This is a genomic window from Pontixanthobacter rizhaonensis, from assembly GCF_012972675.1.
GTDB lineage: Bacteria > Pseudomonadota > Alphaproteobacteria > Sphingomonadales > Sphingomonadaceae > Pontixanthobacter > Pontixanthobacter rizhaonensis.
In genome coordinates, this window is sequence record NZ_JABCRE010000003.1 from 517,992 (window position 1) to 540,139 (window position 22,148).

The window sequence follows — 22,148 nt, forward strand, 5'->3', positions numbered from 1 at the left end:
AACGCTCCGCTAACGCTTTTGATGGCTGCGCTAGGTCAAAATTGCCTGATAACGGCCAGAAAATCATCACCATAGGCGTCGAGTTTTTTCTTACCAACGCCGGTGATGCTGGACATATCGGTCAAATTGGCGGGACGTTGCAGCGTAAATTCTCGCAAAGTGGCGTCATGAAAGATTACATATGGCGGCACACCCAAGCTTGCCGCCAGTTCGCGGCGCTTCTCCCTAAGCGCCTCGAACAGCGGATTCCCCACTGGGTTCGCAGTGCTCCCGCCTCTTCCGCTGCGGCGGGACCGTTTGGGCGGGATGACGATTTCGACCTCTTGCTGGCCCTTCAGAATTGCTTTCGCGTCACCCGCCAAAGCCAACCCGCCATGTTCAGTCGCAACCAGCGCACCGCGCGCTTGCATTGCCCGAGACAACGGTTGAAGCAATTGTGCCTCCTCGGGCTCAACGATGCCATAAACACTCAGAGAGTCGTGGCCCTTTTGGGCGATACGGTCGTCTCTGCTGCCGGTCAGGACTTTTTGCAGATGTCCAAAGCCAAAACTCTGGCCCGTTCGGTAGACTGCGGAAAGCAGTTTGCGGGCTGTTTCGGTCACGTTGGTAACGTCTGGCGGATTGAGACAATTGTCGCAATTACCGCATCCATCGGGCGGGCTTTCACCAAAGTGCCTCAATAGAACCGCGCGCCTGCATTTCGGGGTTTCGACCAAGGCCGCCAGCATATCCAGCCGTGCCCGCTCATCGTTGCGCCGTTCTTCTGGCAATTCACTCAGCCGCTGGCGCGCTTGAGCGAAATCCCCTGCCCCCCAAAACAGCATCGCTTTGGCAGGGTCACCGTCACGCCCGGCACGGCCTGTCTCCTGATAATAGGCCTCGATAGATTTAGGAATGCCGGCATGCGCAACAAAACGCACATCTGGCTTATCGATCCCCATTCCAAAAGCGATCGTCGCGACAATCACAATATCTTCTGATGCCACAAATGCTGCCTGATTTGCGGCGCGTTCTTCAACGGGCAGCCCCGCATGGTAGGGCAGCACTGTACGGCCGGTAGCGGCGGCTAGTTTTTCTGCCAGATCCTCCACCTTGCGGCGGGTTGGCGCGTAGACAATGCCGGGGCCAGAAATTTCTTCCATAATCGCGGTCACTTGTCGCACCGGATTGTCCCGGTGGTGAATAGTGTACTGAATGTTGGGCCGATCAAATCCGGCCAATACCAGCCCTTCCTTTGGGATGCCCAATTGCCCCAGAATATCGCGGCGTGTGCGCTCGTCCGCAGTCGCCGTCAGCGCCAGTCTGGGCACGTCAGGGAACTGGTCCATCAAATGCTGCATCTGACGATAGTCCGGCCGGAAATCATGCCCCCATTCTGAAACGCAGTGTGCCTCGTCAATCGCAAACAAAGCCACTGGTGAGGCAGTTAAAAAGTCGGCAAATTGTGGTTGGCTGGCCCGTTCCGGAGCGACATAGAGCAAGTCCAACTGGCCCGCACGGAACGCATCCATAGTCTCTCGCCAATCCGCATCAGCGCTGGTGAGTGTGGCTGCACGTATACCGTTCGCCTGGGCTGATCGTAGCTGGTCATGCATCAGAGCGATCAAGGGCGAGATTACTACACATGTCCCTTCCAGCATAATGGCGGGCAATTGATACGTCAGCGACTTACCCGCACCCGTCGGCATCACGGCCAACGTCGATTGCCCATCCAAAATCCGCCTGAGCACATCCGTCTGCCGACCACGGAAACGGTCAAACCCGAACACGTCCCGCAGCGTTGAACGCGCCCTGTCCAGCGCAGGGAAGTCTGTCTCAGCAAGTTCGGAATCCGCCGCCATAAGCCGCTCCATGCCAGACAGAACCGGCCCCGTGAATCCCGTTACCCACATATTTGGCCTTTGCCCTGACGGCATGCGCGTCTAAGACCCCCGAGTCGCTAGCGCAGCCAACATGGCACAGCGCTGCGACAACAAGTTTCAGTAAGGGAGCATACACATGAAAAAATTCGCATATGTCGCATTCGCCTCAACCGCCGCTCTGGCACTCGCCGCTTGCGGTAGCGCTGATGACGCATCAACAGACGCCGAAGCAGAAACAGTAGAAGCCGCTGCTGACACAGCAATGGAAGAAGTTGCTGAAGGCGAAGAAGTCGCTGCTGAAGCCGCTGGCGAAGAAGCTGTCGCAGAAGAAACAGGCGCTAGCGAAGCTGTTGCAGCCGAAGCAGAAGGCGCTGGTGATGCAGCCGCTGCTGCTGCTGCTGACGTCGAAGCCGCTGTGAAAGCAGAAGCTGACAAAGCAATGGAAGCTGGCAAAGAGGCTGCCAAAGAAAAGGCCGGCCAGATGATGGAAAAAGCTGCAGACGCTGCAAAAGACAAAATGTAAGCACTGGCTCAGCCTTTGCTGAGAAATATAAAGCGGGCGAATTGCATCAGCGATTCGCCCGCTTTTCCTTTGGTGAAATGCCGCTATGGTGGGGCGATGAACAAGATTTTACCCCTCGCTGGATTGCTACTATCGGCCACCGCAGCGCTCACTGCGTGCGGCTCCTCAGACAATGATCCTGGCCCCGGCGGCGTTAGCGTCGGTGAAGCAAAAGCGCTCGACGAAGCTGCTGAAATGATCGAAGCGAAAAGACTGCCGCAAGATGCAGCGACCGGCGAAAATGACAGCGGCGACGGTAACAATACCGCCAGCGAATAAAGTCGGCCGCAATACTAAAAATTGTGAATTACGAGAGAGGATCGCCCGATGGTCAATGCAGGCATGGACCCTGAAATCTTCAGTCAATTTATCGATCAGCTGCAACGCTATGTGCGCGAAAGACTGATCCCAGCAGAAGATGATGTTATCGCAAATGATGCGATCCCGGATGAACTGGTCAACGAAATGCGCGAGATGGGGCTATTCGGACTGACGATGCCTGAAGAATATGGCGGATCGGGCATGAACATCCCGCAATATGTCGAAACCATCCGCGTATTGAGCTATGCTTTGCCTGCCTATCGTTCCATCACCTCGATCAACTTGGGCATGGTGTGTTCCGCACTCAAAAACTCCGGCACCGAAGAGCAGAAAAGTGAATGGTTGCCGCGTTTGGCTGCGGGCGAAATTGCCTGTTTCGGGCTGACAGAACCCGGCTCTGGATCAGACAGCGCGGCAATGGCCACGACCGCCAAGCGTGACGGAAATGGCTATGTCCTCAACGGATCAAAGCGTTACATCACCAATGCACCGCACGCTAAGCTGGGCCTGATCATGGCGCGCACTAACGACGAGGCGCTTCCAAAGAACGCCCATGTCAGTGCCTTTCTGGTCGACATGGAAAGCGCGGGCATCTCGGTTGGGAAACCCGACCGCAAAATGGGTCAGGCGGGTAGCCATATTGCCGATATCTATCTGGACGATGTCAAAGTCCCCGGCAACGCCCTGCTCGGCGGCGAAGAAGGGCGCGGTTTCGCCACGGCCATGCAAAGCCTGGATAATGGGCGGCTTTCAGTAGCCGCGGCAAGCTGCGGCTATGCCCGCCGCATTCTGGATACGGCCGTCAAATACGCCAATGAACGCAAAGCCTTTGGTGAACCCATCGCGCAATTCCAGCTGGTTCAAGCAATGCTGGCTGACAGCGAGGCGGAGATTTACGCTGGCGAATGTATGCTCCGCGATTCAAGCGCCAAAGCCAACGAAGGCAAGGCGATCATCGAATGTGCCAGCACCAAAATGTTTGCTTCCGAAATGTGCGGCCGCGTGGCTGATCGCTGTGTCCAGATACATGGCGGGGCCGGTTATTTGGCAGAATATGAAGCAGAGCGGTTCTTTCGCGATAGCCGTATCTACCGCATTTACGAGGGAACCACGCAGATTATGCAATTGGTAATTGCCAAGCAAATGCTCCGTAACTTTGCAGCTGGAGTCAGCGCTTAATGTACCAGCTATTGAGCGGCCTATCGGTCATTGAAGTTTCCAGCTTTGTCGCATCCCCCACGGCCGGCCTATATTGCGCGCAGATGGGTGCAGAGGTCATCCGGGTCGATCAGATTGGCGGAGGGCTGGATTATGACCGGTATCAGTTAACCGAAGAAGGCCGGTCGCTCAGTTGGGAAAACCTCAACCGCGCGAAAAAGAGTGTCGCGCTGGATATGCGAAAATCTGAAGGGCGCGAATTGGTTCAGGAACTCGCAGCCAAAACAGGTCAGCTGATTACCAATGTCCCGGAAAAAAGCTTTCTCAGCCATGCCAAGCTGAAAGAAGCGCGCGAAGACATTATCACGGCCCGCATTATGGGTTGGGGCGATGGCCGCCAGGCAATGGATTTCACTGTGAATGCTGCCAGCGGTTACCCGCTGATGACCGGCCCTGCAGACTGGGATCCCGACACTGCCCCGCCGGTTAATCAGCTGCTGCCAGCATGGGACTTTATCTGCGGCGCCTATACCGCTTTTGCGCTGCTTGCTGCGTTGCGTCACCGCGATATGACCGGCGAAGGCAGCGAATTGCGTATTCCCCTAGGTGATGTAGCGATCGGCACAGTCGCCAATTCCGGAGCCATGGCGGAGATGCTCTATCGCGGTAGCGACCGGCAGCGGCTGGGCAACGCCATTTGGGGCGCATTCGGGCGCGACTTTATGAGCCGCGACGGCAAGCGCTTTATGGTCGCAGCTTTGACCGCCAAACAGTGGGCCGGCCTGGTCGAGGCCTTTGATGTCGGACAGCAGGTGGCGGCCATTGAAGCAGCCCACTCAGTCGACTTTACCACCAGCGATCACAACCGCTTCACCCACCGCGATGAATTGTTCGCTCTATTCCAAAGCGTCGCGGATACCATGGATTATGATGCGCTGGCCGACAGGCTGGCCAAAGCAGGCACCACTTTCGAGCGGTACCGCACCATGTATGAAACCGCGAATGACCCCGATCTGGTTCACGACAACCCGCTATTCGGCACGTCTCCACACAACCCAAGCGGCTTTGAATATCCCGCAGCGGGGCCCTTCGCCAATATGCCGGAACGGGAACGCGGTGCGCCGCATCCTGCACCCTATCTGGGGGCCAATAGCGAAGAAATACTGGCAGAAAGACTGGGGCTTGGATCAGGAGCCATAGGAAAATTGATGGATAGTGGCATCGTCGCTGGAAGCGATAAGGAATAGATATGACACTCAGACGCGTTGCGATCGCCCATCCGCTAAGGACACCTGTTGGAAAATTTCTCGGCTCGCTGGCACCGTTGGAGGCGGGCGCGTTGGGCGCGATCATTCTGAAGGCGCTGATAGAGCGCAGCGGGATTGATCCGGCGCGGGTCGATGATGTGGTTTTCAGCCAAGGGTATGGCAGCGCGGAGGCCCCCGCGATTGGCCGGTGGAGCTGGCTTGCCGCGGGCTTGCCCATCGAAGTCCCCGGCTATCAATTGGATCGGCGCTGTGGCTCGGGCCTGCAAGCTGTGATCAACGCTGCGATGATGATCCAAACCGGCGCTGCTGATGTCGTGGTGGCAGGCGGCGTGGAAAGTATGTCCAATGTCGAGCATTACTCCACCGATATCCGCAAAGGCATTCGCTTTGGTGATCTCAAATTCCACGACCGGCTAACGCGCGGCCGGTTGATGAGCCAACCGATCGAACGCTTCGGCGTGATCAGCGGCATGATCGAAACCGCGGAAAACCTCGCCAAAGATTACGCAATCAGCCGCGAGGCATCTGATGCCTACGCTGTACGCAGCCACCAGAACGCGGCTGCAGCTTGGGCCGCCGGGAAATTCGATGCGCAATTGGTGCCGGTGGAAATACCACAGCGCCGGAGTGATCCGGTTACCTTTGCTCGTGACGAAGGCTTCCGTGCGGATGCGAGTATGGACAGCCTTGGCGCATTGCGCGCGATCGAAGGCAAAACCAATCCCGATGCCGTCGTCACCGCTGGTAATGCCAGCCAGCAAAACGACGCGGCAGCCGCCTGTCTGGTGGTTGCCGAAGACAAGCTTGAAGAACTAGGTCTTGAACCCTTGCTGTGGTTCGATAGCTGGGCAGCGGCCGGTTGCGATCCTTCAAGAATGGGTATCGGCCCCGTGCCAGCCGTTGATCGCCTGTTCGGGCGCACCGGCAAATCATGGAGCGATGTTGATCTGGTCGAACTGAACGAAGCCTTCGCCCCGCAAGTACTGGCCGTGCTGAAGGGCTGGGGCTGGAGCGACACTGACAGCCGGATGGATATGCTCAACGTCAACGGTTCGGGTATCTCGCTCGGCCACCCGATTGGCGCGACTGGCGGTCGTATTCTTGCCGATATGGCGCACGAAATGCACCGCCGGGATGCACGCTTCGGCTTGGAAACCATGTGCATCGGCGGCGGACAGGGCATTGCGGCATTGTTTGAACGGGCAGTTTAATCCGGCCCGTCAAAAAGCCATCTTACTCGACCGGATAGTTCTCAATCGGTTTCAACACGTCGTAACTCTCTTCAATTGGATCGTGCCCCAAATCCGGGAATACCAGTTCAGGCGGGTCAATATGCGTATCGGGCAACCGGTCGAGCAGGTCGCGGACCAGTGTTAATCGCCCCCGTTTTTGATCGTTGAAATCCACCAAAGTCCACGGAGCATGGTCGCTATGCGTTGCCGCCAGCATGGCCTCTCGCGCCTTGGTATAGGCATCATATTGTTCGCGCGCGGCGAGATCGATAGGGGAAAGTTTCCAGCGTTTCAGCGGGTCTTCCAGCCGTTCTGCCAGCCGCTCTTCCTGCTTTTCCTGATCCGTCGTCAGCCAGTATTTGAACAATAAAATACCGTCATCGGTCAGCAGTTTTTCAAATGTTGGCGCCTCTTTCAAAAACCGCTCGACCTTCGCATCATCGGTGAAGCCCATCACTTTTTCCACGCCCGCGCGGTTATACCAGCTGCGGTCAAACAGAACGATTTCCCCGGCAGCCGGCAAGTACGCTGCGTAACGCTGGAAATACCACTGAGTCATTTCCTGCTCATTGGGTTTGGCGAGCGCAACAATCTTGCATTGGCGCGGATTGAGACGCTGGCTGACCGCGCGGATCGCACCGCCTTTGCCCGCCGTATCGCGCCCTTCAAAAATCACGCAAATCCGCGCGCCTGTGTGCCGTGCCCAACGCGCCATCGCGACCAGTTCTTCCTCCAACGGCTCGAGCAGTTTGTCGTATTCCTTGCGCTTTAGCTTGGCCAATGCATCTCTCCCTATATCTGCAGCGCTTGTAACAGGTGACGTGAACTGCCGCAGATGGTATCGAATGAAACTATGGTGAGCATAACAGAAACTCCGACCGATTTTACCACCCTGCCCGACATGTCGGCAGATATTTTCACGGCGCCGTTACAGAAGCCGGCACATTTAGGGTCTGATTGGCTTGAGCCGAAACAGGCAGATTACAGCTCGGCAGATCATGCGATCTGGGACGAGCTGTTTGCACGGCAGATGGCAGTTTTGCCGGGACGCGCCGCGACGGCCTTTATTGAGGGGCTGGACAAGCTTGATCTAAGCCGCGGCGGTGTGCCAGAATTTGGTCGTCTTTCAGAAGAATTGGACAGATTGACCGGATGGAGCGTGGTGCCCGTGCCCATGCTGATCCCTGATCATGTGTTTTTCTGGCATTTGGCCAACCGGCGCTTCCCAGCCGGGAATTTCATCCGCACCCGCGAGACGTTCGACTATATTCAGGAACCGGACGTGTTTCATGATGTGTTTGGCCATGTGCCGATGCTGACCGATCCAACCTATGCCGATTATATGCAGGAATATGGCAAGGCAGGGTGGAAAGCGATGAAATATAACCGCCTGAAAGCCCTGGGTGCGCTCTATTGGTACACAGTCGAATTCGGCCTAATCATGGAAGGCGACGATGTCCGGGCCTATGGCGCTGGCATCCTATCCGGACCAACCGAAGCGAAATTCGCGGTGGAAGCAGAAAGCCCCAACCGGATCATGCTCAATGTCGACCGCGTGATGCGCACCGATTACGTCATTGATGATTTGCAGCCGACCTATTTTGTGATCGAGAGCTTTGCGGATTTGTTCAAACAAACCGTCGAACGTGATTTTGACCGGCTATATAAGAATTTGCCGCCAGCGTTCACTTACGCCAATTCTGCGGTGATTGACGTCGATTATGTGGTGAACCGCGGGACGCAGGAATATCTGCTGCGCGGGGGCAGAGGCAGCGGCGCGAAGCCCGTTTAGAATATCCAGAACAAGGCCACGCCCATCACAACCCGGTAAATCACAAAGACCATCATCGATGCCTTCTTCAAGAAGTTCATCAAGAACGCCATCGTCAAAAACGCAGCGATGAAGGTCAGTACACCGGCAACTAAGGCGTCCCACGCAAGAGCGGTGCCGGCTTCGAAAATCTCCGGCACAATCAGAACGCCTGCACCCGCCACCGCGGGGATGGATAGCAAGAAAGAGAAACGCGCTGCCTCGACCCGTTTATAGCCAAGGGCGCGGGCTGCGGTCATCGTAACACCTGAACGGCTGGTACCCGGAATGATCGCCAGAGCCTGTGCAAGGCCAACGATCAGACCATCACGCCAGCTCATATCTTCAAAGACCTTGATCTCTTTTCCGACCCAATCAGCGATGCCCAAAAGAATCCCGTAAAAAATCAGATTGAACGCGATCAAATCAATAAAACGGATCGAGCTCATCAAGTCGCCATCGATAATTTCGATCCCGAACACATTGCTTGCAAGGCCGTTGAACACGCCCATTTTGATCGACAGGCCAAAGACCACGGCCGGAATTGTGCCCAGGGCAATCCACCAGAACAATTTTCGTTCAGCAGGGGCGTTAGGGGCGCTTGCTCCGACACCGATACTGGCGAAGCCGCCCCGCGCCAAAACCACCACATCTTTGAAGAAATAGACGATAATCGCCAGCAATGACCCGACGTGGACAGCCACATCAATCAGCGGTCCTTGATCCGGTAAGTCGGTAAGATAGGGGATCAGGATCAAATGCCCAGAGGAAGAGATGGGCAAAAATTCGGTAATACCCTGCACTAGGGCAATCAGGATTTGCTGGAAAAGGGTCATGCGGGGCGAAACACTTTCATACAGGCCAAACGTTCTTCACGCTTGATAATCGAAGTGCTGCCTTCGCAATGAAGGCGGGCAAGTCAAGACCCTAAGCGATCTCAGCCCGCCCGCCTACACGCAAAATTACCAAATGCGGACGCGTTCTTCTGGCGGAATATACATTGCGTGGTCTTCAGTAACACCGAACGCTTCGTACCAAGCATCCATTTGACGCACGACACCATTTACGCGGAATTCTTCCAAACTGTGCGGTCCAACCCGGATGCGTTGGCGCATCGATTCTTCGCGATTCTGCGAACGCCATACCTGCGCCCAAGCGAGGAAGAAGCGCTGATCACCGGTCAGCCCGTCAATCACGGGAGCCTCTTCACCATTCAAGGCCAGTTTATAAGCACGATAGGCGAGGCTGAGACCGCCCACATCACCAATGTTTTCGCCCAAGGTGAGACGGCCATTGAGGCATGTAGTGCCATCATCAAGCGGGCAGAACTTGTCATATTGCGCTGCCAGCTTATCGCCGCGCTCTTTAAAGTTGGCCAGATCTTCCGGCTGCCACCAATTACGCAGCTTGCCGGTCCCGTCACTCTTGGCGCCTTGATCGTCGAAACCATGACCGATTTCGTGACCGATAACACCGCCGATTGCGCCATAATTGACGGCCAGATCCGCAGAGATGCCAAAGAATGGCTGCTGCAAAATCGCTGCCGGGAATGCGATCTCGTTCTTGGAAGGGTTGTAATAGGCATTTACCGTTTGCGGCAACATGCCCCACTCAGTCCGATCAATTGGCTTCCCTAATTTGCTGACATTGTCTTTTAATGCCCATGCTGCTGCCGACATACGGTTGGCGAGCGGATCATCACCGACAATCATCAAGCCTTCATAGGTTTCAAGATTGTCGCGGTAGCCGATTTTCGGATCGAAGCTGGCCAGCTTAGCCCGTGCTTCCACCTTGGTCGCTTCGCCCATCCATTCCAGCTCGTCGATACTTTGGCCCATCGCTGTCCGCAAATTGGCGACCAGCTCGTCCATGGCTTTTTTGTTTTCCGGCGGGAAATACCGTTCAACATAAGACTTGCCTAGCACTTCGCCCAAATGGCTTTCTGTCTCAGAAATCGCCCGCTTCCAACGTTCCCGCTGTTCCGGCTGGCCGCGCAATGTACGACCATAAAAAGCGAAGTTCGCTTCATCGAAACGGGTCGGTAAAACGCCCGAATTACCGGAGAGGAAACGGGCAGCGGTCCAAGCTTGCAATGTGGCGACATCCGTTTCGGCCAGTAACGCGAACATACCCGGCGTGCCTTTGCCAATTTTGGCAAGCGTCGCCTCATCAAGACCCAATTCCTTCGCGCGTTCGGCACTTGGCGGAACTTGTGTCAGAACAAATTTTTCGGATGCGTCCATACCGGTTTCTTGCAGCATCGTCGCCACCGGGAAATCGCCGGCCAGAGCGACCAGCTCTTCTGCAGAGAAAGATGTGTAGCTGAGGTCACGGTTACGGCGTACCGCCCGGTCCCACGAAATGTCCGAGGCAATTCTATTTTCAAAGTTGTAAACAGCTGACGCGGTGGCATCGGGATCTCCATAACCCGCCTCTTTGAAAAGAAACGAAAGATAGGCCCGGTAATCCTTCTGGATGCCGCGGCCTTTTTCGCTGTCGTCCGAATAATATGTCCGGTCAGGCAAACCCAAACCACCAGAAAAGACGTAAACCGTGTAAGTGTCCGGCTGTTTTTGATCGACAGTCACAAAGCCACCCACCGGGGAATTGTAACCCGGCTTGCTCCACACAGAAGCCAGCTTTTCAAGCGAGGTGGCTGCGAATATTTCACTCAGATACGGGTAGGCCGGGGTCAAGCCAGCGGCATCAATCGCATCGGTATCATAGAACGCGTTATAAGCGTCCACGATGCGGCGTTCGCTGCTTCCTGCAGCTGGCTGTGCAGCCACAAGTTCATCAACCAATGTCTTCACATCGGATGTCGACTTCTCCCGCAGGAGATTGAAGGCTCCGAACCGAGAATATTGCGGCGGCAAGGGATTGGCCTTGAGCCATTTGGAATTCACATGAGCGAAAAAGTCATCTCCAGGATGGATCGTGTTATCAATCAGATCCGGATCCACACCCCATTCGCCAAAGCTCATGGTTGGTGTTGCGACCTCAGCCGCCTCTTCTCCGCCTTCGGTCTCAGCCGTTTCAGCCAAAAACTCAATCGTCCCGTGATCGTGGTCATGCTCATCAGCGATAGCGGGGGCGGTGATGGCCAGAGCCAAAGCGCTTGTGCCAACGGCAAGAAAATTCCGTATCATATTGTTTTGCTCCCAAGGGCGATCAGCGCCCTAAATTTTAAGCCTAAGCTTCCATGAAGACCGTCATAGCGGGGTTACGTCAAGACAGCAGCGGTTTGTCGTGCGAACTTGCAGTTGGTCGAAAATACTACGCAGTCGAACCAAACAACCAAGAGGAAAACGCTGCTTAGGCGCTTTCGCTGGCAGTAAACTGCAACGCTGCCAGGCGGCTATATAGACCGCCCGCATCGGAGAGTGCCGCATGGGTGCCCTGCTCCACCATTTGCCCGTCTTCGAGCACGACGATCCGATCAGCGGACCGCACCGTGGCCAGCCTATGAGCGATTACCAGCGTAGTTCTGGTCGACATCAGCCGGTCCAGCGCTTGCTGAACCAATTGCTCACTTTCCGCATCGAGCGCGCTAGTGGCCTCGTCTAGTAACAAGATGGGCGCATCCCGCAGTAACGCCCGAGCGATAGCGATCCGCTGTTGTTGACCGCCTGACAGGCGCGTTCCGCTCTCGCCCAAATACGTGTCGAGACCGTCCGGCAATTCGCGTAAAAACTTCTCTGCATTGGCGGCCCGCGCCGCTTCCCAGATTTGATCGTCGGACGCCTCCCAATTGCCGTAACGCAAATTATCACGAGCATTGGCAGAGAACAAAACTCCATCTTGCGGTACCAGCGCAATACGCCGGCGAACATCCGCCGGGTCAGCGCTGGTAAGCGGAACCCCGTCGATCCTGATAGATCCGGCTTGAGGGTCGTAAAAGCGTTCTGCCAATTGGAAGATCGTCGATTTCCCGCCGCCGGAAGGCCCGACAATCGCGACAGTCTCCCCCGGTTCGACTTCAAGAGTAAAATCTTTGATCGCCGGCGTTTCGAGGCGCGTAGGATAACGGAAGGTAACCTGCCGGAATGACAGGCTACCCCTTGGCGGTTCGGGCAAAGCTTGCGGCCGTGCCGGAGGCGCAATTGCGGGCTTCTCATTCAATAATTCGTTCAGCCTGCTCGCCGCGCCAGCACCGCGCAGCAGATCGCCATACACTTCTGTCAGGGCCCCGAACGCCCCGGCCACCAAGCCGCCAACGAGTACAAACGCAGTGATCGTACCGCCGGTGATTTCACCGGTGCTCACGCCCACTGCACCGCGCCACATCACCATCGTGATTGAACCGAAAATAAACAGAATGATAACCGAGGTCATCACAGACCGCAGCATGATGCGCTGCTTGGCTGTATCAAACGTCGCTTCGACAGCGCCGCCAAAACGGTCTTTTTCGCGGGCCTCTTGGTTGAAAGCCTGCACTACTTTCATCGCGCCCAATGTTTCGGAGGTCATCGAACCAATGTCGGCAACCCGGTCTTGACTGTTGCGCGAGATATTACGCACTCTGCGGCTGAACACCATGATCGGAATAATGATCAGCGGTATCGCCATTAGCAGGCCCACCGCCAAGGTCGGGGCCAGCCAGAACAGCATCACCGTACCGCCCAGACCCATCAAAACATTCCGTATCGCGACTGACACAGTTGTGCCGACAACCTGCTCGATCAAAGCAGTATCAGCAGTCATCCGCGAACTGATCTCTTTCGGGCTATTCTCTTCATAGAATGCTGGCCCAAGTCGCAGCAAGTTTGCTTGAACTTTCAACCGGATATCGGCGACCACTCTCTCGCCTAGCCAACTGACGAAGTAGAAGCGTAATGCGGTACCAATTGACAGAACCACAACGACCGCCAGCAATCCTTTAAACAGATTGCCGATTTGCTCCAGATCACCGCCTGCCGCAAAACCATCATCAACGATCAGTTTAAAGCCATAAGGGATCGCCAAGGTGGCAGAGGCAGTGATCATCAATGCGATCAAAGCAAGGCCAACTTTGGAAGGGTAATTGGCCATTTCCGACCATATCATTTTCAATGGACCAAGCGTTTTGGCTGGCTTGGGATCTACCTCGTCCTGTTTCCCTCGGTTCGATACTGATCCGCCCGCTTCGCTCTGCGGGATATCTACTGCGATCTCTTCAGCGTCCATAGTGCTGAAATAGGGTGCAGCGGTGGCAAAATCCACCAGTCAGCGTCGATTTGCCCAATTTTGCAATTGAGAAAGGCAAAGAGTGTTTGCGCTGACTGTCCATTACGCGCATGGTGCACTGCACAATTTCCCGTAACAGGGACTAGAAGGTTTGCCGCAGGGGACATTATTTGCTTTATCATGCCTATGAAATGCAGCGCGCTTGGCTATCCAGCGCCAGCGCTTGGGCCTCGATCGGCGCAGAACTGCTAACCAACCCCCGCTTGCCAATGGGATATATGGGGCTTGGCCCGGCAGCAGCGTCGGCGCTGGAAGTGTTTGCCCACGCGGCAGCACCATATGGGAAGCCCGCCTTCGGGATCGAAACAGTAACGGTGGGCGATACCCAGCACGCGGTCACCGAAGCGACCGTGGTCAATAAACCATTTGGCGATCTAAAGCGGTTCGTGCGGGATGACTTGCCCGAAGACGCACCGAAACTGCTGATAATCGCTCCAATGAGCGGGCATTATGCAACATTGCTGCGCGGAACGGTCGAACGGATGATCGACAGCTGCGAGGTGTATATTACTGATTGGGCTGATGCCAAAACCGTTCCCCAGCACGAAGGGTCTTTCGACCTCGACGACTACATAGATTATATTATCGAGTTCCTTGAGCATATTGGGCCTAACGCAAACATGATGGCTGTATGCCAACCATCGGTGCCAGCCTTCGCAGCGACCGCGATCATGAACCGCGATAAACACCCATGCATGCCCGATACGCTGACCATGATGGGTGGGCCAATCGATACGCGGGAATCACCCACGACCGTCAACGATATGGCGATGGAGCGCCCGATCAGCTGGTTCCGCCAGACTGTTATTGCAACTGTTCCTATGAACCATCGCGGCGCAGGCCGGCGCGTTTACCCTGGCTTTTTGCAACTGGCGAGCTTCATGAGCATGAACCTCGGTGCCCACATGTTGAGCCATTACGAGATGTTCAAGCACCTCACCAAAGGCGATGATGACAGTGCCCAAGCTACCAAAGATTTCTATGATGAATATCGTGCGGTGTGCGACATGACTGCGGAATTTTACCTCCAAACGGTCGAGGAAGTATTCCAAAAGCATTCTATCCCGAACGGGACATTCGTACATCGGGGTAAAGTGGTCGACCTGCATGAAATCAAGCAGACCGCGATACTCGCTGTTGAAGGCGAACGTGACGACATTTCAGGCTTGGGTCAAACCAAGGCAGCACTGACACTGGCCGATAAACTCTCTGAGAAAAAGAAGCGGTATTACGTCGCCGAAGGTGCCGGACATTACGGCATTTTCAACGGCAGCAAATGGCGCGATAAAGTTGCCCCCGTGGTTGAAGAGTTCATTGCCGATCACTCAGGCTAATACCAGCTTCAAGCGGGCGGCAGCTCGCGCGGGGTTTTGCCGAAACTGAATATCTGTTTGATGATCCGCCGGGCTAGCATCAGCAGCCATATCGTCAGCACCAACAATACCATTGCGATGCCGCCTGCCCAATAGGGGTATTCGTAAGCGGCATAGAGCAATCCAGCGGTGGCCACATCCTCCACAGTGGACACAGCCACGTTGGTCACCGGCTCCGGGCTTGTATTGACCACAGCTCGTGCGCCAGCCTTGCCCCCATGCGAAAGCAATGCACCTCCGCCGCCTAGAATGAAGGCAATGACTTGAGTTGCAGGATCGGAAGGATCGACAATTGCCAGCGCCAACAGCGCGCCGCCGATAGGTCTGATCAGCGTATGGACCGTATCCCACAAGGTATCGAGCCACGCCACCTTATCGGCAAAAAACTCACATACAGCAGCAAGCCCAGCGACCCCCATGACCCACGGATTGGCAAGAATCTGCAGACTCTCAAGATGTTCGGGGAGCGGCACGACACCGGCTTGCATCGCAATACCAGTCGCCAGAACCGACAGATAAAGCCGCCAGCCCGACAGCAAGCTGACACTGCCGGCTATTCCGATAATTTCCATAATACCCAAAACGGCCCATCCTCTCGGTTGAGAGAATGGGCCGCTTGGTTAGTTTTGGCAAGTTGCCTGATCAGCCGCTTCAGAAGATCTCGAACAGACCTGCAGCACCCATGCCGCCGCCAACACACATGGTGACAACACCGTATTTGGCTTTGCGGCGCTGGCCTTCACGCAGGATGTGGCCGACGCAGCGCGCGCCCGTCATACCGTAAGGGTGGCCGATAGAAATCGAACCGCCATTCACGTTCAACTTATCATTATCGATGCCGAGCTGGTCACGGCAATAGATGACTTGAACCGCGAACGCTTCATTCAATTCCCACAGGTCGATATCATCCACCGTCAAGTCAAAACGCTTCAGCAGCTTGGGAATGGCGTAAACCGGGCCGATGCCCATTTCGTCGGGTTCAGTACCCGCCATTGCCATACCGACACACCGGCCGAGCGGCTGCAGGCCGCGTTGTTCTGCAAGTTTGGCTTCCATTACAACCACAGCTGCTGAACCATCGGACAGCTGCGATGCGTTACCAGCGGTAATGGTCGTATCAGGACCAAGAACGGGTTGCAGCGATTGCAAGCCTTCCAAAGTAGTCGAAGGACGGTTGCCTTCATCTTTGGCAATGGTGACATCCGCATCAGATACTTCGCCCGTTTCACGGTCTTTCACCTTGTGAGTGGTGCTAACCGAAACGATTTCATCATCAAACAAGCCGGCTTCTTGCGCAGCAGCGGTACGTTGCTGCGATTGCAGACCATATTCGTCTTGAGCTTCACGGCTAATCTTATAACGCTGAGCCACAGTTTCAGCGGTCTGCAGCATCGGCATGTAAATGGCACCGTGCATGGCCATCAGGGATGGATCCGGCATCATCCGCATTTCCGGTGTCTGCACCAGGCTGATCGATTCTTGACCACCAGCAGCAACAATATCCATACGGTCGATCACAACTTGCTTGGAAGCAGTGGCGATAGCCATCAGGCCTGACGAGCACTGGCGGTCAATGGTCATGCCAGATACACCAATCGGGCACCCTGCCCGCAGCGCAACTTGCCGTCCAAGGTTGCCTGCCTGTGCGCCCTGCTGCAACGCAGCGCCCCATACCACATCGTCGATCTCGCCAGCTTCGACGCCGGCACGTTCGATTGCAGGCGCCAGAGCATAGGCCCCAAGTGTTGCCCCTGGGGTAGAATTGAAGGCGCCCTTATAGGCTTTGCCCATACCGGTACGGGCGGCGGAAACGATTACTGCGTCGCGCATGGCGAACTCCTTATATGATAGTGACTCAGTCTAATTCCCGGGGAGGGGATGAAAATCAGACGAAGAACCCAATTTAAACGAAAAACATGGTGATCCATTCGCAGATCAGGGCAGGCTTATCTTCGCCTTCGATCTCGATGGTAATTTCGCAAGTCTGTTGCCACTGACCAGGACGTTTTTCGACCATTTCGGTCAGCTTCCAATGGCCGCGGATACGCTTGCCACTGCGTACCGGGGCGATGAAGCGGGTTTTGTTGCCGCCATAATTCACACCCATCTTGATGCCTTCCATGCGAGGCATGTTGGATTCAGCGGATAGGTAAGGAATCATCGAGAGCGTCAGGAAACCATGCGCAATTGTGCCGCCAAACGGCGTCATTTTTGCAGCTTCTTCATTGATGTGGATGAACTGATGGTCACCAGTTGCATCAGCGAATTGATTGATACGCTCTTGGCTCATTTCGGCCCATTCGCTGGTACCAATAACTTCGCCGACCTTGGCTGCGATATCTTGCGGTGACATGTTTCTCTCCATGTAGCTGTGTATGTTGCAACGCTACATGGAGCATATCGGAGGTTAGCGCAACGAGGTTTCCGTAAACGTCAACCTGCCGCTACGGCGTGCTGGGCGAAAGACGCGGCGGAACACGGCGCTTGGGCGGCTCTGGCTCAGCCGGTGCAGCAAGCGGTCCGTGAACCGCCCGATGCGAATCGAGCCGCTTGCAGTACGTCCACAGCGCGCATTGCAATGCAACCAGCATCAAAACATAGGGCTGATAGGCAATACCTTGGAACAGAGAGCCGACCAGATAAATGATCTGGGCGTATTGCAATGCAGTGGCGAGCGGCGCTTGCCACTGCTCGCCGTCGCCTTGCAGTTTGCGCCATTTGCGGCGAATACGCTCCATATGCCACAAGCCCAACGCATGGATCCATAACCATACGAACAGGCCCGGCCAGCCTTGCTCGCCCAGCATTTCAAACACTGCTGAGTGGAACGCGCGCCCTTCATCTACTACTTCACGATATTCGACAGAAGTCGTGTTGCCGGTCTCCTGCCGGATCGGGATATCATAAGTGAACTTATTCCCCCGGAACGAATCGAAACCGCCGCCGGTGGGATTTTCCAAGGCATAGTCAAATGTCCATTCCCACACCTTCAAGCGGGTGGAGGCGGACTCGTCCCCGTCGGTACTACCAAGGGTAGCCATCCGGTCGTAATAGGATTGCGGAAGGAACGGCAGCGCGACAAACACCAGCGTCGCCCCGGCCATAATAAATGTGAGCCGCCGCTTTACGTCTCGCAATGCAAGCACCAGCAAAACCGCAATACACACCAGACCCGTCCGCGCTTCTGTGCCGACAGGAATGAGCAGGCACGAAAAGATCAAACCGGTAGAAAAAAGTTTCACACGCCAATCCGGTTTGAAGATCGTGCCGTATTTATTGAACCACAACACAATCGGAATGCTACAAATCGCCACCGCGGCAAGCGTGGAGCTTTCATAGATACCGCTGTTGTCATTCACGAAGAACAGCTTGTTTTCATAGCCGCCCCCGCCAAGAATAATCTTGATACCTGCACTGATGACAATGGCACTAACGGTTATCACCATCGTGAGAAGAGCTGCCTCGATCCGGAGCTTGGTAGTCAATGTCAGCGGTAGAAATATCGCAAAGAACATAGCCTTCCAGACCCAGTCCCACTTGGTGGCCGCAAATTCGGGAAAGTCTGCTTGGGATGTCGTCCACCAGCAGTAGAATAGCAGCGCAGCGATCAAGCCTTGGCGAAAGGTGAATTTTGCACCCTTTTTTGGGTCGGTCAGGAGCCATCCCGCAAATGCCGCAACAAATGTTAGCAGCGAAGGACTGATCGCGGGCATAATGGTGAAGCCCATTTTTCCTGGCGCCAGGATGTCGACGTAAATATAGGCGAGCACCCACACAAACGGGCGCCGGAATCCGATGGCAAGGAACGCCATAAGAAATCCGAACAGGGCAAGATCAAGCATCTTTGGCCCTCCGCTTCCGGCGTTCTTCCGGGCTTTCTCGTTTAACGTCCAGCTCTGGCTCTCGGTCCAGTTCATTCCGGCTGACAGCGCGAATAAGCGCAAGCAGTATTAAGGAATGCGTAAGGGCAAGGGCGAAATAGTCGATCACGTTACAGAACAAGGCTCCAGCGGAAGGTCTGAGGCCAGTTAGCAGCACGGGGTTGACGGCGCGTTAAGGTTACTTGGCTAATTACGGTCACATGACCCGCATTCTTCATATTCTCGATCATTCCTTGCCGCTTCATAGCGGCTACACCTTTCGCACCCGTGCGATCATGAAAAGCCAGCAAAACGCCGGGATGGATGTCCGCGGAATTACTGGGCAGCGTCACGCGGCAGATGGGCCGATGGTGCAAGAGACCGAAGGTTTGACCTTTTATCGCACGCCAGGGACTGCAGATGGGCCCGTTGGTGTGCGGGAACTGCGTGAAGTTGGCGCCTTGGCCCACGCCATTGAAACCACCGCCGAAGAATGGCGCCCGGATATTCTCCATGCGCATTCCCCGGCGCTATGCGGACATGCCGGGCTGAAAGCAGCTCGCAAACTCGGCATACCGCTGGTCTATGAGATTCGTGCGTTCTGGGAAGATGCTGCGGTTGGCAACGGCACAGGTAGCGAAGGTTCACTCAAATACCGGATGACCCGCGCCTTGGAGAATCATGTTGTGACCGGAGCAGATGCTGTTTTCACCATTTGTCATGGCTTGCGAGATGACCTGATCAAACGCGGTCATAATGGCGGAAAAATAGGTATTTCGCCCAACGGCGTAGATTTATCTCTGTTCGGTGATCCACCGCCGCGCGATGAAGCTCTGGCGAAAGAACTTGGATTGCCTGCCGGTGGGCCAGTAATTGGTTTTATCGGCAGTTTCTACGACTACGAGGGGCTGGACGATTTAATCGCTTCGATGCCTCATTTGTTGGCCCTCCAGCCAAGTGCCCAGCTATTATTGATCGGCGGCGGGCCGCGCGACGAGGCTTTGCGGCAGCAAGCAGCCGCTTCCCCAGCTGGGCAGGCCATACATTTTACCGGCCGTGTGCCGCATGACCAAGTGGAACGGTACTACTCTCTGATCGATATTCTGGCGTATCCCAGAAAGGCCAGTCGCTTGACCGATTTGGTGACTCCGCTCAAGCCGCTTGAGGCGATGGCACAGCGGCGCATAGTCGCCGCGTCTGATGTGGGCGGGCATAGGGAACTCATTACCGATCGCGAAACCGGAGTGCTTTTCCCCGCAGACGATCCCGCCGGATGCGCCGCTGCGCTAAGCGACCTTTATGACAGCCGCGATGATTGGGATGCCATGCGTAATCGCGCCAAACTCCACATCACAGACCGCCATGACTGGGCCCAGAACATTTATCGTTATCAAAGCGTTTACCAACGTCTGTTAACCCCGAAAGCCAATCAGAGTATCGCGACCGCCGCATAAGTGCAGTCGCCAGCTTGAAGGCAATAAGAGGCGACCACGTGTTCGGAAAAAACCGAAAGCAGACTGGCAAACAAGCTGCGATCAGTACGCACCCCGCGTTTCCAGCGGTCGTCGCTTTGTGGTTTGCAGCGCTTTTAGGGCTCGGCAGTCTTGTGCTGCCTGTTATGCTATTTGAGAAATTAGCGACCGCGACCGGGCTTTCCTCGGTTGTCAGCGCAGCGGCGCCCCCTTTGGGTATGACAGCGCGTTTGCTAATTGCGGGCGTAGCTGCCGTCGCGGGTGCGATTGCCGGTGTGTTCATTGCGCGCAAAGTGGCAGCAGCACAGGGCAATACGACATCTGAACGTGCCATCTCGCCAGCCAAGCGCGGCGAACAAAAAAATGACCCCGGCCAGAAACGACCAATTTCTGCGCATGAGGAGTTGGGGTCTGAATATCTTGATGAGCCGATCGCGGATGCCGCACAGACACCGGGCCGTTACACTGGCAGGCGGCGGGCATTGGCCGTCACGGATGACAGCGGGCCAAGCGAATATCTGGAAAGCGCGCCGTTACCTGGCGAGAGTCTGACGATTGATCCGGCCCCTGAAACGCCGCGCGAGGATGAACCATCCGCAATTGAAAGCGATACAACAGATACCTTGGATCTTGATGAGCTGGGACTAACCGAAGAAGCGTCCGTGCCTGACCAACAATCCGAGGAATTGGTAGAACAAGCCCCGATTGCAATGCCCGTTCCGGAGCCCGAATGGGCGGCCGAAGATAATGATCGCACCAGCTTTACTGCGAGTGAAACCATACCTGTTAACGCATCTGCGGGGTCTGCCTCCTACGATGAAACTACTCCCTTAACACCGAGAGAGGAGCTCGCTGCTATGACCCAAAGACTGACCACGCCCGCAGAAGCGACAGCCTATAATCCGCTGTCGCAACATGCCGCAAATAACGAGCTTGGTCAGGATGACCATTCGACGGATAGCGCCGTACATGCAGAGCCCACCACGGTAGAAGCATCAGGTCAGCCTGTGCTTGACCAATCACTTTCCGATCTGGGAATGGTCGAATTGGTCGAACGGTTTGCTCTCGCGCTACAAAACAAAAAAATGGAAGATGCCAAGGCTCAACAGCCTAAGGCCGCTCCGTATAATCCGTTCGAACAGAACATAACGGACGAAACCGAGATCGAACCTCCGGTATTTCGTCGATCCAATCCGGAAGAAACAGCACCTGCCGCACCAGCAGCGGAACCGCAGCACATTCAACCTCTGCCTTCATTCGCGCAATCTGCACCCAATGCCATGCCTTCCTCACTTCAGCCGATGACTCTCGATGAAGAATTAGAGGAAGACGCTTTTGACGGTATCGAAGATTTGGGTTTGTCGCTGAATGTGTCGCCTAATCGATTTGCCAAACCAGAACCGGTAGAAAACGCTGCAGATACTGCCCCAGATATTGGCGCAGACACTGGCGCTGATGGGGACTCAGAATTCAGCTCCCTCCTCTCCCTCAAAAGCCCGCTTAACGCTGGTCAAGAGTTCGTTCGCATCGATGCGGAGTTTGACCGTCCCAACACTGCCGAACCTGTTGTGGTCTTTCCGGGTCAACACGCCGGCTCCGCTCACGATGCTTTAGGATCGGCGTCACCTGCCGAACCGCAACAGGCTGAGCCTGCTCCGAAACCTAGGGCCTTCGACGCACCGCAAGGGATTGCACCCCAAGCGTCTACTGCCGCGAATAATAGCGAGACAGAGCGAGCGCTTCGTGACGCTCTTGAGAAGCTACAGAAAATGAGCGGCGCAGCCTAACACGCCCCAAACGCTGCAAATTGCGCAACAGGTGTTGCGCGGCATTTGCCTGCCCCTAGGGGCGCTCGCATCAGAGCGCTGTAGGACAGGCCCAACTTGTGCCGCGCATACGATATCTTGCCCCTTCGCAGTTGCAAAAATCTTTTCATGTCGCCATGACGGTGGTTCGTGAAACTTTCCGACGCTGAAAGGCGAGGAAACACGATACACTGCCGGT

Annotated in this window: 19 protein-coding genes; 9 read left to right on the plus strand and 10 right to left on the minus strand. The window is 55.5% G+C overall.

Annotated features, from left to right (window positions below):
- Window positions 1–35: 35 nt before the first annotated feature.
- On the minus strand, window positions 36–1,841 hold the full coding sequence (gene recQ, locus HKD42_RS10285) for a DNA helicase RecQ (protein WP_170014043.1): 1,806 nt from the start codon (window positions 1,839–1,841) through the stop codon (window positions 36–38).
- A gap of 157 nt (window positions 1,842–1,998) precedes the next feature.
- Between recQ and HKD42_RS10290 the strand changes: the two genes are divergently transcribed.
- The 5 genes from HKD42_RS10290 to HKD42_RS10310 all read left to right on the plus strand — a co-directional run bounded on the left by HKD42_RS10290 (window position 1,999) and on the right by HKD42_RS10310 (window position 6,382).
- The gene (locus tag HKD42_RS10290; protein WP_246236966.1) at window positions 1,999–2,385 is read left to right on the plus strand and encodes a hypothetical protein; all 387 of its coding nucleotides are present in this window, start codon (window positions 1,999–2,001) and stop codon (window positions 2,383–2,385) included.
- Between the two features lie 96 nt (window positions 2,386–2,481).
- Window positions 2,482–2,703 (plus strand): hypothetical protein, encoded by a 222-nt coding sequence (locus tag HKD42_RS10295; RefSeq protein WP_170013056.1) that lies wholly within the window; start codon window positions 2,482–2,484, stop codon window positions 2,701–2,703.
- A gap of 48 nt (window positions 2,704–2,751) precedes the next feature.
- Window positions 2,752–3,924 (plus strand): acyl-CoA dehydrogenase family protein, encoded by a 1,173-nt coding sequence (locus HKD42_RS10300; RefSeq protein ID WP_170013058.1) that lies wholly within the window; start codon window positions 2,752–2,754, stop codon window positions 3,922–3,924.
- The gene (locus tag HKD42_RS10305) at window positions 3,924–5,150 is read left to right on the plus strand and encodes a CoA transferase (RefSeq protein ID WP_170013060.1); all 1,227 of its coding nucleotides are present in this window, start codon (window positions 3,924–3,926) and stop codon (window positions 5,148–5,150) included. The genes HKD42_RS10300 and HKD42_RS10305 overlap by 1 nt, the downstream gene beginning before the upstream one ends.
- A 2-nt stretch (window positions 5,151–5,152) precedes the next feature.
- On the plus strand, window positions 5,153–6,382 hold the full coding sequence (locus HKD42_RS10310) for an acetyl-CoA C-acetyltransferase (RefSeq protein ID WP_170013062.1): 1,230 nt from the start codon (window positions 5,153–5,155) through the stop codon (window positions 6,380–6,382).
- Between the two features lie 22 nt (window positions 6,383–6,404).
- On the opposite strand, the gene ppk2 is transcribed toward HKD42_RS10310, so the two are convergent.
- Complete coding sequence (gene ppk2 / locus HKD42_RS10315) at window positions 6,405–7,184, minus strand: polyphosphate kinase 2 (protein ID WP_170013064.1); 780 nt, start codon at window positions 7,182–7,184, stop codon at window positions 6,405–6,407.
- A gap of 120 nt (window positions 7,185–7,304) precedes the next feature.
- Between ppk2 and phhA the strand changes: the two genes are divergently transcribed.
- Entirely contained in the window at window positions 7,305–8,195 is an 891-nt protein-coding gene (phhA, locus tag HKD42_RS10320) for a phenylalanine 4-monooxygenase (RefSeq protein WP_425500390.1), read from the plus strand.
- On the opposite strand, the gene HKD42_RS10325 is transcribed toward phhA, so the two are convergent.
- From HKD42_RS10325 to HKD42_RS10335, 3 genes are all read right to left on the minus strand, one after another.
- Entirely contained in the window at window positions 8,192–9,049 is an 858-nt protein-coding gene (locus HKD42_RS10325) for an undecaprenyl-diphosphate phosphatase (protein ID WP_170013068.1), read from the minus strand. The two genes, phhA and HKD42_RS10325, sit on opposite strands and share 4 nt — an antisense overlap.
- A gap of 126 nt (window positions 9,050–9,175) precedes the next feature.
- The gene (locus tag HKD42_RS10330; protein ID WP_170013070.1) at window positions 9,176–11,362 is read right to left on the minus strand and encodes a M13 family metallopeptidase; all 2,187 of its coding nucleotides are present in this window, start codon (window positions 11,360–11,362) and stop codon (window positions 9,176–9,178) included.
- A 166-nt stretch (window positions 11,363–11,528) separates the two neighbouring features.
- On the minus strand, window positions 11,529–13,379 hold the full coding sequence (locus HKD42_RS10335) for an ABC transporter transmembrane domain-containing protein (protein WP_170014045.1): 1,851 nt from the start codon (window positions 13,377–13,379) through the stop codon (window positions 11,529–11,531).
- A 170-nt stretch (window positions 13,380–13,549) separates the two neighbouring features.
- On the opposite strand from HKD42_RS10335, the gene HKD42_RS10340 reads away from it, so the two are divergent.
- Window positions 13,550–14,773: a polyhydroxyalkanoate depolymerase gene (locus tag HKD42_RS10340; protein WP_170013072.1), complete on the plus strand. Its 1,224-nt coding sequence runs from the start codon at window positions 13,550–13,552 to the stop codon at window positions 14,771–14,773.
- Window positions 14,774–14,781: 8 nt separating this feature from the next.
- Here HKD42_RS10340 and HKD42_RS10345 read toward each other — a convergent pair whose 3' ends face one another.
- The 5 genes from HKD42_RS10345 to HKD42_RS10365 all read right to left on the minus strand — a co-directional run bounded on the left by HKD42_RS10345 (window position 14,782) and on the right by HKD42_RS10365 (window position 18,802).
- A complete protein-coding gene (locus HKD42_RS10345) occupies window positions 14,782–15,393 on the minus strand; it encodes a DUF4126 domain-containing protein (RefSeq protein WP_170013074.1) in 612 nt (203 codons plus the stop codon).
- Window positions 15,394–15,463: 70 nt separating this feature from the next.
- A complete protein-coding gene (locus tag HKD42_RS10350; RefSeq protein ID WP_170013076.1) occupies window positions 15,464–16,642 on the minus strand; it encodes an acetyl-CoA C-acyltransferase in 1,179 nt (392 codons plus the stop codon).
- Between the two features lie 73 nt (window positions 16,643–16,715).
- Window positions 16,716–17,165 (minus strand): MaoC family dehydratase, encoded by a 450-nt coding sequence (locus HKD42_RS10355; protein WP_170013078.1) that lies wholly within the window; start codon window positions 17,163–17,165, stop codon window positions 16,716–16,718.
- 91 nt (window positions 17,166–17,256) lie between these two features.
- Complete coding sequence (locus HKD42_RS10360; RefSeq protein WP_170013080.1) at window positions 17,257–18,654, minus strand: DUF5935 domain-containing protein; 1,398 nt, start codon at window positions 18,652–18,654, stop codon at window positions 17,257–17,259.
- The gene (locus tag HKD42_RS10365) at window positions 18,647–18,802 is read right to left on the minus strand and encodes a hypothetical protein (RefSeq protein WP_170013082.1); all 156 of its coding nucleotides are present in this window, start codon (window positions 18,800–18,802) and stop codon (window positions 18,647–18,649) included. Before HKD42_RS10365 ends, HKD42_RS10360 begins: the two co-directional genes overlap by 8 nt.
- 91 nt (window positions 18,803–18,893) lie before the next feature.
- On the opposite strand from HKD42_RS10365, the gene HKD42_RS10370 reads away from it, so the two are divergent.
- Both HKD42_RS10370 and HKD42_RS10375 read left to right on the plus strand, forming a co-directional pair.
- Window positions 18,894–20,126, plus strand: coding sequence for a TIGR04063 family PEP-CTERM/XrtA system glycosyltransferase (locus HKD42_RS10370; RefSeq protein WP_170013084.1), 1,233 nt, complete (start codon window positions 18,894–18,896; stop codon window positions 20,124–20,126).
- A gap of 236 nt (window positions 20,127–20,362) precedes the next feature.
- On the plus strand, window positions 20,363–21,931 hold the full coding sequence (locus HKD42_RS10375; RefSeq protein ID WP_170013086.1) for a hypothetical protein: 1,569 nt from the start codon (window positions 20,363–20,365) through the stop codon (window positions 21,929–21,931).
- Window positions 21,932–22,148 lie beyond the last annotated feature (217 nt).